The organism is Phytobacter cepae (genome assembly GCF_054165735.1).
Window position 1 is genome coordinate 719,414 of sequence record NZ_CM135107.1, and the last position, 15,548, is coordinate 734,961.

Below are 15,548 nucleotides of genomic sequence, written 5' to 3' on the forward strand. Positions count from 1 at the left end.
TAGATGCGGCAATTTTATTGATTTATTCTCTGAATGGTTAAAAGAAAAAAATTATAGCTTTCTTTTCCATAACACATTCTCTCTCACAAGTTTAGCTGGGGTTCCAGCATACGCAGCCGAAGGCCGGTTAAGTTTTTTTGAAACAAATGAGGTTGCACCTATAATGCAGCCATCAGGAATATTAGTTGCTTTATTTAATGTGACGCCCTCTCCAACCCATACATGCTTACCGATAATAATATCTTTAGCGAAGTTAATTCTTTCTTCCGTTAATATATCAAAAATAGGATGTTCGTCTGATGTCCGAAGTATTACGCCACTAGAGAACATACAATCTTCACCGATAATAATAGACTTCCCTTCTAACGCGAACATAGTTACATTGACAGCAGTGAAGTCTTTTTCTATTATTATTTTTGAACCTGTATGTCTGATATGAACACCACCCCGCATGTTACTGTTCTTCTTAATGTGAAGGGTGTTACGTTCTCCTGATATTACAATACTGAAGTTCCTTAATTGTACACCTTCCTCGATAATTATAGTGTGGTCGTGTCCTTTTATATTAACTTTAACATTTGCACCGATTCCATCAGGAGAGTGTATATCAATATTATTATTATCTCGGTAAACGTCAAAAACATCGTTGCTCACTATATACTCCTCAAATTAGATGCACATGTTAAGTAAAGGTTACAAAGGCATGAATTTTTCATAATCTATATGAATGCTAACAGGAAATAAATACATGGCATGAAATATTTATTGGGCATAAACCCATTAAGATTGTGCCTGGAAGATATATTTGACTTAAGTGCATTAATATCGAGCACGAGGAAAAGAATTTTTAGACTAAAAAGGATGATTTCAAAACGATAATGAACACTATGCAGCAGAGGATGGAGCCTAAAACGCTGGGGACTTAATGAAGACCCTTATGAATAGGGCGAATGGGTACAGACAGGAAAGCTATCTCTAGTTGTTAGATGCTTTAAAGTAAGAAGAACTACTTAACTAAAATAGCTGGTGGCCCCTGCTGGACTTGAACCAGCGACCAAGCGATTATGAGTCGCCTGCTCTAACCACTGAGCTAAGGGGCCGTGGCGGACGATTATAAAGTAACTTCATTATGCGATCCAGCACCAATCATTCAGCTGCTTGTTTTATAATCAATGCAATTTCAATCCGTTATACTAGAGTCTGATTTTTGCACTCTGGAGATGAATATGATTCAAGATATCTTGGAGCCGGGCTTACGAATTGTGTTCTGCGGCATCAATCCCGGTAAATCCTCTGCACATACAGGTTTTCACTTCGCACACCCTGGCAATCGGTTCTGGAAAGTCATTCACCAAGCGGGTTTTACAGACCACCTTCTTCGTCCTGAAGAAGAGCGGCACCTATTGGACACTCGCTGCGGTATCACTATGCTGGTGGAGCGACCAACCGTTCAGGCCAATGAAGTGAGACTGAATGAATTTCGTACTGGAGGCAGGGAGTTAATTAAGAAGATAGAAGATTATCAACCCGCAGCTCTCGCCATTTTAGGTAAGAAAGCGTTTGAGCAGGCGTTTAATGTACGAAGCGCTTTATGGGGCAAACAGGATTTTACTATTGGAGTGACCCAACTGTGGGTACTTCCTAACCCTAGCGGACTGAATAGAGCAAAGCTGGATGACTTAACTGAGGCATACAGAGAGCTGAATCAGGCGCTTATAAAAAAAGGGTTGTAAATCGTGTTTGATGTTCTGCAGGCTTGCTCAATCGCATACATCTGTTGACGTAAAAAGGCTACCTTTTTTGGGAGGAATGAATGTTCATCATTGAAAACCAGAAAGGTGGATGATAAAAACCAGCCTTAAAGTAAATGGTAAGTGGTTAACGATATCTTGTATAGCATGTAAATATAAGTATGCTCTTTTGATGTTTATAACCCTTTGAATATAAAAATTTAAATTTATGAGATGTTAAATTGTTTAATTGATAGTTTTTAGTGATTTTTCTTGCTGGATTGATAGGTTTTAACTTATTTGATTTGACTTAATACCTCGCTACATTTATAGCCGATTAGTGTTCAGGAAAGACTAAATCGGGAAGATTCCGCTTGTTTTTAAGATTTCCGCTTCTCTTTACTGCTAACAACCCATTTTAAAATGGCGAAATTACTATGCAAATCAAGTGATTAGCTATGTAATTATTTGATTTGCTTTATATGTTTACGCACCGAGCGCTCTGGTAGCTAAAGCCAGGGGCGGTAGCGTGTCTGAAAATTAGGGATATGGCACTCATGGCCAGAAGTGGTTTAGAAGTTCAACAAGCAGCCGTTAAGGCCTTGTTTCTTCGCGAAATTAAAACCCGGTTCGGTAAATATCGACTGGGCTATTTATGGGCTCTATTGGAGCCAACGGCACATCTAATGGTGCTTCTTACTATTTTTGGCTTCATTATGCATCGTACTATGCCAGATATTTCCTTCCCAGTTTTTCTTTTAAATGGCCTAATTCCATATTTCATGTTTAGCAATATTGCAATTAGATCTATAAGCGCTATTGAATCGAATTTAGGTTTGTTTAATTATAGGCCCGTTAAGCCCATTGATACAATAATCTCACGAGCTTTATTAGAAACTTTAATTTATAGTGCTGTCTACATAGTTTTAATGTTAGTAGTGCGATTGTTTGGTGAGGAGTATACAATTACAAGTATCCTTAACCTAATTGCCACTTGGGGATTACTTATTATTTTTTCATTTGGGGTCGGACTAATCTTTATGGTGTTGGGAAGGAGCTTTCCAGAGTCTGAGAAGTTTTTACCTATTTTAATAAAGCCATTATATTTTATTTCCTGCGTCATGTTTCCGCTTCATGCTATCCCTAAAGAATACTGGCCTTATCTGCTATGGAATCCTTTGATACATGTTGTTGAACTAAGCCGCGAAGCTGTATTTTCTGGGTATGTGAGTGAGGGTGTTAGCTTAAATTACCTGGCGCTATGTGCTCTTGTTGTGCTCTTTTTAGGTCTGGCTTTATATCGCACACGTGAAGAGGCTATGTTAACGTCATGATTCGGATTGAAAATCTGACCAAGTCCTACGTTACTCCTAAAGGGCGACACTATGTTTTCAAAGATTTAAATATTGAACTTCCTACTGGTAAAAGTGTTGGATTAATTGGCCGGAATGGGGCAGGAAAATCAACTCTATTGCGGATGATAGGCGGCATAGATAGACCTGATTGTGGTGCAATAGTTACGGATCAAACAATTTCTTGGCCCGTTGGTTTGGCTGGCGGTTTTCAGGGCAGTTTAACTGGCCGAGAAAATGTGAAATTTGTGGCAAGACTATATGCAAAAGCAGGAGAACTTGCGGATAAAGTAGCTTTTGTCGAAGATTTCGCTGAGCTTGGTAAATATTTTGATATGCCTATCAAAACCTATTCTTCAGGTATGCGCTCGCGGCTGGGTTTTGGTCTGAGTATGGCTTTCAACTTCGATTACTATCTTGTTGATGAGGTTATGGCAGTAGGGGATGCACGATTCAAAAAAAAATGTGCTGATCTGTTTAATGCTAGACATAAGGAAGCGAGTTTTTTAATGGTTTCTCACAGCTTAAACTCATTGAAAGAGTACTGTGACGTCGCATTATATGTGGGAAGAAACCAAAAAGTTTATTATTTTGATGATGTTTCTACAGCCGTTGAACAGTATATGTTAGACGAGAAAAATCACGATCAATAATATTAAGAATATAATCAAATTGGATTTGATTATAAGTTGATAACTAGATTTAGAGAATGAATAAAATGAAAGCTCTTATATGGAATTCACCTTGGATTGCACAGGGTGATATGCTGTTTTATAAAAACTGTTTTGTAAAACATTTATTGCCTCAAGCAAACCTTCTTAATAGTATCGATTATAATGTGGATGTCATCACCCATGACTTGATAAAGGATTGCGTTTCAAATTTAAGTAAAGATATCAATATCATTAACCTTGACTTTGAAGAAGTTATTGATATGGTCGGAATTCTTTCTGACCCTTCAAAGGAGCTATACGAAAACCCTAAAGGGGAATTAGCAATAAAAATTGCTAAAGGTTTAGCTCAAAAAATCGCATCTGATTATGATGTTATTTTATTATGGGAAACTCCAGTACCATTCTTAGAATATTTGTTCCCAGAGGCATTAATTATTCATCAAATGCCAGGAGCATTCTGCCGCGCTCCATATCCACATATGGTAACATTTGATCCAGTAGGTCTATATAAACATGGATCTCTATATCGTAATTTTGATGAAATCGTTACATGTTCGACTGAAGTAAATAACTCTATCGTTAACGATTTTAAAGTTGCAGTAAAAAACTCTATTAACCAAGTTACTCCATTTTCTTATAATGAATTAGACCCCAATGAAAAGTATGGTAAATTGGTTTTACTACCGCTGCAAACAAGCGGTCACTATGCTTTCTTAGCTGACACGCCCTATATTTCTCAGGCAGATTATCTTGTTGATTCTTTGAGTAACATCCCGGAAAACAATGGAGTTGTAGTTACGCAATATGTTACTCCCAAAGTAAAAGATACGGTTTTGAATTCTGAAGTACTAGAGGCTGTTAAATCAAAATGGCCAAATGTAGTCTTTGATGAGAAATTTGATAGAATTAATAGTGTTTCTCAGTATTTATTACCTTTTGTAGATGAAGTTGTCAGTTGTTCTTCTTCTTTAGCGATTCAGGGACTTGTATGGAACAAAGAAGTTCACGTCCCACATGATACCTTTATTAAGAAGTTAAGTTCTGATTCAATTGAAAGTTCTGGACTTGAGAAAGACAAAGTTTATAGTTCAATTCTTGATTTTATAATTAATAAGCAACAGCCACTTGCAAGTAAAGTTGTAAAAGATGGCGCTTTTTTAAAGTCTCTTTTAGATGAAATGATTTCGCGTAAAAAAGCAGGAAAACAGGGTGTTGATTTATTTGTTGACTTTAATTCAATCGATGAAAAATATTCTTCAAATGTGTTAGAGGAATTTAACATAGTTAGAGCTGAGAAAGATTTAAAGAAAACTGATGAATTAATGGCTTTACAGAGCGTAGATGCATTAAAACTCGAAAGAATTATCAAGCGAGAAAATTTAGAGCACGTTACTTTTGATGTTTTCGATACTTTAATTAATCGCCCTGTGGAAACCCCAGCAGACGCATATAAATTTTTAGAGGCTATTGCTTTAAAAATTAGTAGTGGCTTAACCGAGGACTTTTATCGCATCAGACTCACCGCCGAGGTTGAGACACGTAATAATAGTTCGAAAGGTGAGATCACACTTGATGAGATCTATGAATATATCAGAGAGCATTATCAATTAAGTGAAGAGCTTACTGAAGAAATAAAGAAAGCAGAAATTGAGCTTGAAATAGCCCTTATAGAAACAAGACCTGCGGGTAAAAGATTATGGGATGCAGCTAAAAGATCTGGCAAACCGATTTCTATTATCTCAGATATGTATCTACCACAAGAAGTAATCGAAGCAATGTTGGTTAAAGCTGGTTATTCAGGTTATGTTAACTTGTTTGTATCAAGCACTCATGGTGTTCGGAAAAAAGAGGGTGGATTGTTCGATATCGTTTTAGATGAGTTAAAAATTCCGCCTGAGAAAATTATACATATTGGCGACAATGTTGCTGCAGATATAAGAATGCCTGCATCCAAAGGGATGTTAACATTCCGAATAGTGCGTGCATTAGATCGCATGCGGACTAATAAATTTTATAGAACAATATTTGATCCCAGGAAGGGTGCTGGTGAGAAGCCGCGTAGCATCATTGCAGGGTTAATAGCACAAAAATTATTTGATAACCCGGTCGGGGTGTTGGGTGAAAGTAGCCTCTTTATGGGTAAGCCTTATAATCTTGGTTATGCAGCATTAGGACCAATGCTTACCTCATTCATTCAATGGGTATCTCGACAGGCTAAAAACGATGGTCTTAAACGCATTTATTTTCTCTCACGTGAAGGTTGGATTTTAAAAGAAGTATATGATCTATTAAACCATAATGATCCAAACAGCGTTCCTAGCACTTATTTGTATTGCTCACGACGAACTGTTCGCGTTGCATCTATAAAGAGTTTGAATGATATCCTTAACCTTGCTTCTCAACCTTTCTCTGCGGGAGTTTCATTAAGTAATCTACTTAATTATAGGTTTGGCGTTGCTGAACATAGCATCACAGAAGAGGTAGTAATTAAGGCTGGTTTTGAAAATAAAGATGAAGTTTTAGAATCTAATAATGCCACAAAAGTAAAATTTTCTAAGCTTTGTCAGTTGTTATCATCTGAAATTCTCCAGCAAGCCCAAGTTGAAAGAGCTGCTTATATGGAGTACTTAGGGCAAGTAGGCATTCTCGATCAAGAAAAAGATGGTATTGTTGATATCGGCTGGAAAGCAAATATGCAAGCATCTTTAGGTGATCTGGTAGATAAGAAGTTCCATGGCTATTACTATGCAACGTTACAGGGTGCAGAGAAGTGGCTTGATCGAGGGCAAATTATTAAGGCGTTTGCCGGAGACTTCCTAACTATTGAGTCGAAAAGTTGTGCAGTACATAATCGACATTTAATCGAATTCTTTACATGTCACACAGACAGAAGTTTGGTTTGTATGACAAAGGATAATGCTGGGCGTATAGTTAAGCACTTCCGTGATGAACCAATGCATAGCAATCGCGTTCGGTTGATTGAAGAAATCCATGCTGGTGTAATTGGATTTACTCAAGATATTAAGAAACGTTTTTCCTCCCTTTCTGAACAGGCTTATTCAGATTGTTTCTTAGGTGAAAAAGTTCTTGCGAGTTTTATTAACTCGCCTACAAAGCAAGATGTTTCATTCCTCGTTGGTCAGGCTTTTGAAGATTCATTTGGTGGGGTTAGTAAAAAATTTGTCATTGGTAACAGAAAAGAGCAGCAATCTGTTTTCATGAATGGAGCCAATGTAATTTTCCCTTCTGCTGATAAATCAAAACCAGTTGGAAAAAATGAAGCGGTACAAAAATCAAGACCTATAGCTAAACCTGTTGATGTTCATGCTTCGGTAGCTAACCATTCTTTAGTTAATGAAGTTAAGGTCGTACCTGGTTTTTACGTAAAAATCGAGCGGTTTGTATTTAAAAAATTCTCTTCGCCGAAAAAATTTAATAAATATGTCAAAGACCGTGATAGTTTCTTTTTAGATTCTAATAAAAAGATTCTTTCTCGCTGGTATAATTTTACTACAAGAAAAGTTAACGTTTAACTGGTTATCATAATATGAATTTAAATGATCGAGGTAGCGGTAATATAGTGCGCATCCAGGAGGATGCGCCTCCTATTGCTAACGGTAAATTTGAAGTAAATATTTCAGGTTCTAATAACAAAATTGTTTTTGGTGCGAATGTACAAATAAAGAAGCTTATATTGGATATTCAGGGTGATAATAATAGGGTGTTGATTGGCAAGAACTGTGTTTTAACCTGTAATATATCAACTAAAGCTAATGGTAATACCGTTTCTATAGGTAAATTCACAACAATCGGAGGAGCAAGAATAGAGTGTGAATATGGCACTACCATTTCGATTGGAGAGGATTGTATGTTTTCAAGAGACATTGTAATCCGCTCAGGTGATAGCCATTCTATTATTGATTTATCTACAGGGAAGAGAATTAATACTCCCAAAAGTCTCAGTATTGGAAAGCACGTATGGATGGGGTATGGAGTAAATATTGGCAAAGGAGCTGTCATCCAGCAGAATTCAATTGTGGGAATGGGGAGCTACGTCAATAAAGCATTTACTGAAGGCAATGCGATTATTGCTGGTGTACCAGCGAAAATTGTAAAATCAAATGTTATTTGGGACAGGCGTAGTCATAGCGAAGAAATCCCTGAAAGTCACTTTGAAGCACTAATCAAAAACTATTTGTTTGTTTCAGAATAAAGAAATCAAAACTAGCTCAGTTTCTATGAGCTAGCTCCTGAATACTTTTATTGTCGATATTAGGATTAGTTACAAGATTCCTGTAAGACAACGTATCCCCATAATACACCGCATTAATCTGGGTATTTGCCAACAAATACCCACGAAACTTCTTGAATAACTTCATATCCGGTGCGAAATCCGCCGTCCAGAACTGGTGCAAATGGCCTTGATACGTCATCCCCTTGATGTCGTACAAGGCGTTGCCCATCACCTTCAGCGGTTTGTTGTGAATCAGCGCTGAAATCCCCGCAGTACTATTAATCGTCACCACCGCTTTGGCATGAGTCAAAAGCTCAGGCATTGATACGTCATGCACGTAGATTACGCGGCTGCTAATACCATACTTTTTACCCAATTTCTTAATCAAAGGGCCGTAAAGACGGTGACCACGATCCATCGGATGGTGCTTAATCACCAGAACATGGCCCAGCGGCGCTTTACGTGAGAAAGAGAACATCACATCGTTGATGTAATCACGCACGTCGGCATAAGGGCTATGGTTGCGGATTTGGCTATCGTTATAAACCTGCAGAATAGCGAGGTAGTAACGTTGATCCAGGGTGGTACGCAGTGTCTCCAGGACATTACGTTGCTTAAAGCCATACCAGTACTTACGCCACGATGCGCGCACCCAACATTTCCCCTCGTACCACGGAGAGAACGATTTATGGTGGCGATATTTCGCAAACTCATGCCGATAATTCCAGCCCACCAGGTAATACCAGATAGCATGGAAATAACGCTTACGCGCTGAGGGTTTCAGTTCCTGAATATTTGCAGGAGGAATCTCCGGTAGGTTGCGATAAAACTCCGGGTCGCGCGGCAGCGGAGAAAAGGCGTTAACGCCACCTTCTTCGACAGTAATAAAGTGTGGGCGCAAGTAGCCCTCTTCAAAGGCCAAAAAGCGGATGCCTTTGGATTTAGCCCAGGCGCGGGCGGCCTGATGCAGCGGGCGGCAATCGCCAAAGCATAAAATCGTATCGAACGCGTAGTCTTTCCAGGTCTCTTTCAGCCAGCCCGGAAATTCCTTCGGGGTTTCGGTATAGGTTAGATAGGGGCGGTTGCGGCAATAGAATCGATCCCCACCGTTAAACACGACGTTCACCGCTTCGCGCTCAAGCGTTTCCAGCCAGTTAGCGACATCATTAAAGAAAGGCCCCATTGGCCCCTGCAGCAGCAGATATTTCTTCCCTGCGAGCAATGTCTTAACGGTGTTATTTTGCATCATCTTCCGTTGCGCCCTATCCAAATCTGACTTTGTAGAACATTTTTAATTTACGGTACTGCCTGGCTAAGCGGCCAATATTCTTTTTCGTAATTTTCATTTCGCCGCGAGGGGCGGAACTGAGCCATTGTGCTGCTTCTTCGGCTGACATTGGCGTTAAACGCTGCGGATGAATATAGGTTGGGTAGGCAATTAATGTCTGCCAGACCAGGTCATCCAGGCTGAGCTGGCGATGACGGCGGGAGAGGGTGTGCTCGTCCTGCGTTAATCCCCAGCCGGCATAAAAAGGCATGCCGTAGCAAAAGACTTTCTTACCGTGCATCAGTGCTTCAAAACCAGACAAAGAGGTCATGGTATGTAATTCGTCTGCATGCTGAATGCACTGGATAATGTCAGCATCCAACGCCTGGCAGTCAGCCCAGCGAGCCGCATCTTCAGCAGGAATCTGACCTTTACGGTTGCCCACCAGAACATCAGGGTGTGGTTTGAACACAATAAAAGCGTCTGGATTGCGTTCGCGCACCGTACGCAGCAAATCGCTGTTGGTATTAATCGAGAGCGCGCCGGTGGCGATAGAGGCATCGTCCTCAACCTGACCCGGGACCAGAATGACTTTCTTTCCTGCAGCCTCTGTGGGGAGTTGCCAGTCAAGCCCGAGATTGTACTTGCTTACTTTGTTACGTACCAGTTGCAAACGTAGCGCACTGGCACGGGCAATCTGTCGCTCTGACAGCTGGCTTGCGTTGAGTAAATTTTCGAGGTCACTGGGGCGTGTCGCATCGTAATAGATGCCGCTTTTGTCGAGAACCAGTGACAACGGCGCGAGCAAATCTGAGCCTAGTCCTGAAGAGCGGATAAATCCATCTTCCATGCGCCATAAATTAATGCCCTGCGCGTTAGCCTGAGCCTGCCATTTCGCTTCTCCACGCGTTCCCCAGGCGATCAGGGTGGTGGCGTGGGGGCATTTCCTGGCAAATCGAACCTCGTTGGTTGACGTCTTCAGGTACGGCTTAAGGATCGCTGTTTTCCACAGACTCAGACCTGGCGCCCACAGGGTTCCATGTCGTGCAAGCGTGTGGCGGCGTTGCAAGCTGAGCCAGTCCACCACGCAGCCCAGGGAAGCAGGTTCTCCGGTAACCGGGTGTCGGTACTGCGTATAGCGTAAATAAGCCGCAGTGAACAAATCGACAAGCGAGGCATGCAGACGGCGCGCCGCCAGCGCATCGGCCTGCGGATGGCGGTCATCCGTCAGTCCCCAACCGGCATACCAGGGCTGACCAAATGTGACCACCGGTTTACCTGCCATCAGCGCTTCAAAACCGTACTGTGACGTCACGACATACACTTTTTGCATATGGCGCAGCAGCGACTGAGGGCTGACGTCTTCGGCAAACCAGCGTACCCGCGGGTCATTTTTTATCGAGGTGAAATAGCCGCTTTTTTTGCCGCACAGCACATCAGGATGGACCTTTACCCAGACTTCAGCATGCGGGTTTTCTCGCTTCGCGGCTTCCAGCATCTGCTGAAAACTGTCGGCGCTGGCATTTCCTTTGGTCACAGAGACGTCGCCAAAAGTCTGATCCACAACCAGCACGGCATTCGGCATTGGTTCTGGAGCCACAAAGGGAGGCGCCTGATTATACTTCGACAGATCCTCATCCACGATGGCGCGCATCATGGCTTTCGCTTCGTCTGAGAAGGCCTGATTGCCTGCGCTATCCTGAATCAGTTGCTCAAGGGTGCTGGGGGTGGAGGCATCGTAATACATACCCAAATGGTCGATGACCATCGACAGAGGAGGGCACCCCTGCACGCCCAGGCCCAGTGAACGAATAAATCCATCCTCCAGACGCACAACCGGCACGCCAGCGGCTTCTGCCAGCGCGGCGGGCTTCTCTGCGCTAGGGCGATAACCCCAGACAGCAACGGCACTGACACTTTCAGGAATAGCCTTCAACGTCGATAAGCGCACCCGTTCACCGGGCAGAAAACTCCCCAGGTAAGGAATGCGCCAGATACCCCCAGAAAAAATGCCCAGCACGCTGCTCATCCGCTCCATTTATTCGTCTTTTCGTTTCAGGAAATAACCCAGGCTGGGTTATCAGGCTTCCCCTGGTGTGCCCAGGGGAAGCGGGCGTTGTCTGGTGATTACAGCGTCAGCACAACTTTGGCAGCAACGGCCAGTTGGTACAGAATGGTGGAAATACCGCGAGTGACTTCGATGTTTTTCGATTCGTACTTCGGCAGAACCATGATTTCATCGCCAGCACGCAAATCACCGGCATCATCTGCATCAACCGATTCACCGTTCTGACGTATAACGATGATTTTCGCATTACCCGACTTCTGCGTCAGGCCACCACATTTCTTAATGTAGTCGTCTGCATCCATCCCTTTCTGCCAGCTGACGGCATTGGGGAACAGAACTTCGCCGTGAACCATAACCAGCGAGGTCTTCTCAGGAATCATGATGACGTCGCCATCTTCCAGCAGTACGGAATCAATGTTGCTCTCGTTGAGCACCACTTCACCTTTCGGCACCACGGTACGCGCTTTAGCAACGAAACGGCTAACCAGTTGCGCTTCCTGGATACGTAAGCGGGCTTCTTCCTGAGTGGATGATTGCGCTGACAGCGACGCTTCTTCAAGTTTTTGCAGCGACAGGTTCAGCATCTCTTTCTGGCGAGTCGCGACCGAGGTTCTGTACAGTTGAATCGCGTTCATCTGCGACATGCTGTTCGGGCGAATCTGTGCCAGCACCTGGCGCATGGTGGAGCCATACGGCAGCACGACAGCGTGTTCACCTGAATGCGCACCATCTACACGTACCTGAATCGTCCCTGCGTAGCGATCGGAGCTGACGATCAAACGGTCGCCATCCTGCAGCGAGCGGCCCGGTGCGGAGCTCAACGGATAGTATTCGCTGCGCTTCATGGTGCCTTGCTGACGAATAATCGTCATGTGTGTGGCACCCGGTTTCGGACGAGCCCAGCTCAGCGCTTCGGTGATCGGAATGGAGCTGTTGGCAAACTCAAAGTCATAGCTGTTGAAGACATCGCCTTCCACGCTGAAGGTGTGCTGGCGCGGGCCGACAACGATGGTGTCGCCATCCACAAACTGCGTTAACCCGAGCTGGCCGTTAAGCAGGAAGTCATACAGGTTCACGCGTGAGCGTACGCTCTTGCCACGCTTCACGGTGATATCGACGTAGCTGCCACGTTCGCTGTCAACGCCGCCTGCTTTGCTCAGGTAAGAGAGCAGGGAGTCAGAAGCAACGCCGCCATAAAGGCCAGGGCTGCGAACGTAGCCGGTCACAAAGACCTTCACCGGTTGTGCCTGAAGCAGCGAGGCATAGACGTTCACGTTGGAGGTATAGACCTGCTTGATGCGGGTGGTGACGGCGTTGTTAAGCTGGGCGTTGGTCATCCCTGCGACTTTCAGCGGACCAATGTTCGGCAGGAAGATGTTGCCTTTCGGGTCAACGGTCAGTGCACCATCGTACTCAAACGCACCCCAGAGACGCACCTGAATGGTGTCGCCAAGACCGATCACATAGCCTGGGTTAAAGCCCAGTCCAGCACCAGACGCGGCGCTGATAGAGGTGAACAGCTGAGCACCAAACATGCGGCTCGGTAAACCTACCGCGACAGGGGGCGGCGTATCATCGAAACCGGATGCGACCGGCGTCTCGTCCGTTTTTCCTGAGATGATCGATGGCAGCGGGGCGGCCCCGGTCAGGCTTGGATCGGCGGTGATGTCAGTTGGGCCAGCCGCATATGCTGCCTGGCAGGCCAAAAGGAGCAGTACCGATTTCAATAATTTCATTTTCAACTCTGTAAACTCAATGATGCGTCAAAATTAATCTTTATGATCTTCAATCACAGCCAGCAGCAATTTAATGGTGCCGAAGAGTAAGCAGCAGACTAAAAGCCAGCTTGCCAGCAGGTAGCCTGTATTCGGGAAGGTGGACTCTTCCGGGCGCTGCGGTGAACTGATGACAGACAGGACTTTCAGCTTACGGGCGCTTTCGAGACGCGTTTTCTCAATGGCTTTAATCGCCATGGTGTACATCTCGGTGTCGAAGGTAACTCGGGCTTTTATTTCTTCAAAATCTGCCGCCATGCTGTTGAGTTTGTTCTCACCCGGTGCGGTGATTTTGCTCTGTTCAGCATCGATCTGTGCCTGCAACGCTTTAATGGCGTTTTGCGTGCTGATCACCTGAGGCGCATCTTCACGTAAATAGCTCAGCAGGTTACGCAACTGAGCTTCCATCTCAATTTTCTTGCCCTGCAAGGTCATAATCAATGAGCTTGCTGCCGTTGCAGAGGCCTCTGGATCCAGAATGTTGTTCTGGTTCTGGTAGGTCAGTAACTCTTTTTTGCTTTTATCCAGCCGGGCACGGGCCTGTAACAGCTCTTCCTGGGCAAAATTCAGCTGATCGCGCGCAATACTGTGAGAAAGTTCGTTAATAAAACGCTCGGACTCTTTCAATACCGCTTTGTTAAAGCGCTGAGCAAATTCCGGATCAAAGCCCTGTGTCTGAATCGCCAGCAGACCGGTTTTGTCATCAAAGGTGACGGAGATCCGATCGCGATAATAGTTCAGGTACTGCTCTGCGGTGGTGTCTTTGGGCAGATGATAGATAAAATCCAGCCCGCTTTTACTCCAGGCTTCGTGGAAATTAAGCTGCTTATCGAGCACTTTCAGCATATCCGCTGAGTTGACGTACTCTTTTAAATAGAGTGAGTCCTCGGCAGAACTGGGGTTAGATGCACCTAACAGCAAGCCCACGTTCAGGCTTGCGCCTTCAATATCACTGGGGCGCTTAACGGCGACCTTGGATTCACTCATGTAACGGGGCTGACTGAAGATCACCAGATAGATGATTAACAGCGCCATCGGGGCACCAATCACAATCCAGGCAAGGTGTTGCTGGATCCAGGCAAGGTTAATTTTGGCTGTGCGCGCACGTAACGAGGAAGCCAGCAGCTTTACTTTTTGTGTAGACATGTCACTTTCAACGTTTAGCCCCCGGCAGAGCTCTGCCAGGGGGTACTGATTAGATCTTTATGATCAGGCGTGTATTAGTCGAAAATTCGCACTAAACCAATCACATCCTGGCTATCATCGGTGATCAGCAGCGTGGAGATACGGTGTTTAGTCATTTTCTCTTCAGCTTCGGTGATCATCGCGTTCTGTTGCAGAGTAATCGGATTACGCGTCATCATGGCTTCGGCGGTTGCGTTAACAAAATCTTCGCATTTTTCCATGTACCGGCGTAAGTCGCCGTCGGTAATGATGCCGGCCAGTCTGCCCTCTGCTTTTACCGCTACCATACCCTGGCAACCGCTGGTCAATTCCTGAATGATCTGGCGGAAAGTGGCGTTAATGTCCACATTGGGTACATGCGCCTGCATCACATCGGTGACTCGGGTAAGCAAACGGCGACCCAGCGAACCACCAGGATGGTAGCGAGCAAAGTCATCGGGTTTAAAATGACGCTCGCGAATCAGTGCAATCGCCAGTGCATCACCAATCGCCATCGTTAAGGTGGTGGAGGTGGTCGGCGCCAGATTATTCGGGCACGTTTCGCTGGCCATATTCAGCTCAAGCGTTGCATCGGCATGTTTTGCCAGCGTGGAGTGCGCATTATTGGTAATGGCAATGATTTTATTGCCGAAATTCTGTAATGAAGGGACTAATTTAAGCACTTCATCGGTTTCACCGCTGGCCGAGATAAGGATCAGCACATCGTAAGGGGTGATCATCCCCAGGTCGCCGTGAAACGCTTCGGCCGGATGTATAAAGAAGCTCGGAGTGCCGGTAGAGGCGAGGGTGGCAGACATTTTACGCCCGACGTGCCCGGATTTACCCATCCCGGAGACGATGACATGCCCTTTACAACCGACCATCAGGCGCAATGCGGTATTGTACTGTTCCGCATCGATAACCTCAGAAAGATGACGTAACGCATTGCCTTGTTCGGCTAACGTGTTGCGAACGCTGGCAATAAGCGCCTGCTCACCTGTTTCCGTTTTCACATTAAAATCCATCTTTTTTTCCTGTTGATTTATTCAACGTGACGGTAACCCAATCACTGCTAACAGGCGCGCCGTCACAACAACTGATTCAGAGTCTACTTATCAGTTGCCAGTCGTTTTAAAGAAATGCAAAAAAATACCCTGCCACCGAGGGTGACCGTTGTTGGGGTACATTGACGCTATGGAAATTGGGGACTGTTTCTATTTGCCATGCTTTTTAGCACAAGCGGCATTTATACACAACCTCAACGAGATATGCGTTACCAGAATT

General features: G+C 44.4%; 11 protein-coding genes and 1 tRNA gene. 5 read left to right on the forward strand and 7 right to left on the reverse strand.

The window, feature by feature from the left end:
* Positions 1 to 51: 51 nt before the first annotated feature.
* Together ACUY4Q_RS03470 and ACUY4Q_RS03475 are read right to left on the reverse strand one after the other, a co-directional pair.
* Positions 52 to 654, reverse strand: coding sequence for an acyltransferase (locus ACUY4Q_RS03470; RefSeq protein WP_458045704.1), 603 nt, complete (start codon positions 652 to 654; stop codon positions 52 to 54).
* A gap of 370 nt (positions 655 to 1,024) precedes the next feature.
* Positions 1,025 to 1,100 (reverse strand) — tRNA-Ile (locus tag ACUY4Q_RS03475).
* A 126-nt stretch (positions 1,101 to 1,226) separates the two neighbouring features.
* Here ACUY4Q_RS03475 and mug point away from each other — a divergent pair.
* From mug to ACUY4Q_RS03500, 5 genes are all read left to right on the forward strand, one after another.
* On the forward strand, positions 1,227 to 1,733 hold the full coding sequence (gene mug / locus ACUY4Q_RS03480; RefSeq protein WP_458045705.1) for a G/U mismatch-specific DNA glycosylase: 507 nt from the start codon (positions 1,227 to 1,229) through the stop codon (positions 1,731 to 1,733).
* Positions 1,734 to 2,287: 554 nt separating this feature from the next.
* The gene (locus ACUY4Q_RS03485) at positions 2,288 to 3,064 is read left to right on the forward strand and encodes an ABC transporter permease (protein ID WP_458047250.1); all 777 of its coding nucleotides are present in this window, start codon (positions 2,288 to 2,290) and stop codon (positions 3,062 to 3,064) included.
* Positions 3,061 to 3,735, forward strand: a complete 675-nt coding sequence (locus ACUY4Q_RS03490) for an ABC transporter ATP-binding protein (protein WP_458045706.1) — start codon at positions 3,061 to 3,063, stop codon at positions 3,733 to 3,735. The genes ACUY4Q_RS03485 and ACUY4Q_RS03490 overlap by 4 nt, the downstream gene beginning before the upstream one ends.
* Positions 3,736 to 3,800: 65 nt before the next feature.
* A complete protein-coding gene (locus tag ACUY4Q_RS03495) occupies positions 3,801 to 7,289 on the forward strand; it encodes an HAD family hydrolase (protein WP_458045707.1) in 3,489 nt (1,162 codons plus the stop codon).
* Between the two features lie 14 nt (positions 7,290 to 7,303).
* On the forward strand, positions 7,304 to 7,969 hold the full coding sequence (locus ACUY4Q_RS03500; RefSeq protein ID WP_458045708.1) for an acyltransferase: 666 nt from the start codon (positions 7,304 to 7,306) through the stop codon (positions 7,967 to 7,969).
* A gap of 16 nt (positions 7,970 to 7,985) precedes the next feature.
* On the opposite strand, the gene ACUY4Q_RS03505 is transcribed toward ACUY4Q_RS03500, so the two are convergent.
* The 5 genes from ACUY4Q_RS03505 to ACUY4Q_RS03525 form a co-directional block, all read right to left on the reverse strand.
* The gene (locus ACUY4Q_RS03505; RefSeq protein WP_458047251.1) at positions 7,986 to 9,236 is read right to left on the reverse strand and encodes a capsule polysaccharide biogenesis protein; all 1,251 of its coding nucleotides are present in this window, start codon (positions 9,234 to 9,236) and stop codon (positions 7,986 to 7,988) included.
* Positions 9,237 to 9,252: 16 nt separating this feature from the next.
* Positions 9,253 to 11,277, reverse strand: a complete 2,025-nt coding sequence (locus ACUY4Q_RS03510; protein ID WP_458047252.1) for a capsule polysaccharide biogenesis protein — start codon at positions 11,275 to 11,277, stop codon at positions 9,253 to 9,255.
* A 107-nt stretch (positions 11,278 to 11,384) separates the two neighbouring features.
* Positions 11,385 to 13,061, reverse strand: a complete 1,677-nt coding sequence (locus ACUY4Q_RS03515) for a polysaccharide biosynthesis/export family protein (RefSeq protein WP_458045709.1) — start codon at positions 13,059 to 13,061, stop codon at positions 11,385 to 11,387.
* Positions 13,062 to 13,094: 33 nt separating this feature from the next.
* Positions 13,095 to 14,246 (reverse strand): capsule biosynthesis protein, encoded by a 1,152-nt coding sequence (locus tag ACUY4Q_RS03520; protein WP_248180744.1) that lies wholly within the window; start codon positions 14,244 to 14,246, stop codon positions 13,095 to 13,097.
* A gap of 74 nt (positions 14,247 to 14,320) precedes the next feature.
* Positions 14,321 to 15,289: a KpsF/GutQ family sugar-phosphate isomerase gene (locus ACUY4Q_RS03525; RefSeq protein WP_248180742.1), complete on the reverse strand. Its 969-nt coding sequence runs from the start codon at positions 15,287 to 15,289 to the stop codon at positions 14,321 to 14,323.
* Between the last annotated feature and the right edge of the window lie 259 nt (positions 15,290 to 15,548).

Bases quoted from the DNA above. Each gene is read 5' to 3' on its own strand.
- ACUY4Q_RS03495 (WP_458045707.1), top strand. From the start codon at position 3,801: ATGAAAGCTCTTATATGGAATTCACCTTGGATTGCACAGGGTGATATG.
- ACUY4Q_RS03515 (WP_458045709.1), bottom strand. From the start codon at position 13,061: ATGAAATTATTGAAATCGGTACTGCTCCTTTTGGCCTGCCAGGCAGCA.
- mug (WP_458045705.1), top strand. From the start codon at position 1,227: ATGATTCAAGATATCTTGGAGCCGGGCTTACGAATTGTGTTCTGCGGC.
- ACUY4Q_RS03525 (WP_248180742.1), bottom strand. From the start codon at position 15,289: ATGGATTTTAATGTGAAAACGGAAACAGGTGAGCAGGCGCTTATTGCC.
- ACUY4Q_RS03500 (WP_458045708.1), top strand. From the start codon at position 7,304: ATGAATTTAAATGATCGAGGTAGCGGTAATATAGTGCGCATCCAGGAG.
- ACUY4Q_RS03505 (WP_458047251.1), bottom strand. From the start codon at position 9,236: ATGCAAAATAACACCGTTAAGACATTGCTCGCAGGGAAGAAATATCTG.
- ACUY4Q_RS03485 (WP_458047250.1), top strand. From the start codon at position 2,288: ATGGCCAGAAGTGGTTTAGAAGTTCAACAAGCAGCCGTTAAGGCCTTG.
- ACUY4Q_RS03490 (WP_458045706.1), top strand. From the start codon at position 3,061: ATGATTCGGATTGAAAATCTGACCAAGTCCTACGTTACTCCTAAAGGG.
- ACUY4Q_RS03520 (WP_248180744.1), bottom strand. From the start codon at position 14,246: ATGTCTACACAAAAAGTAAAGCTGCTGGCTTCCTCGTTACGTGCGCGC.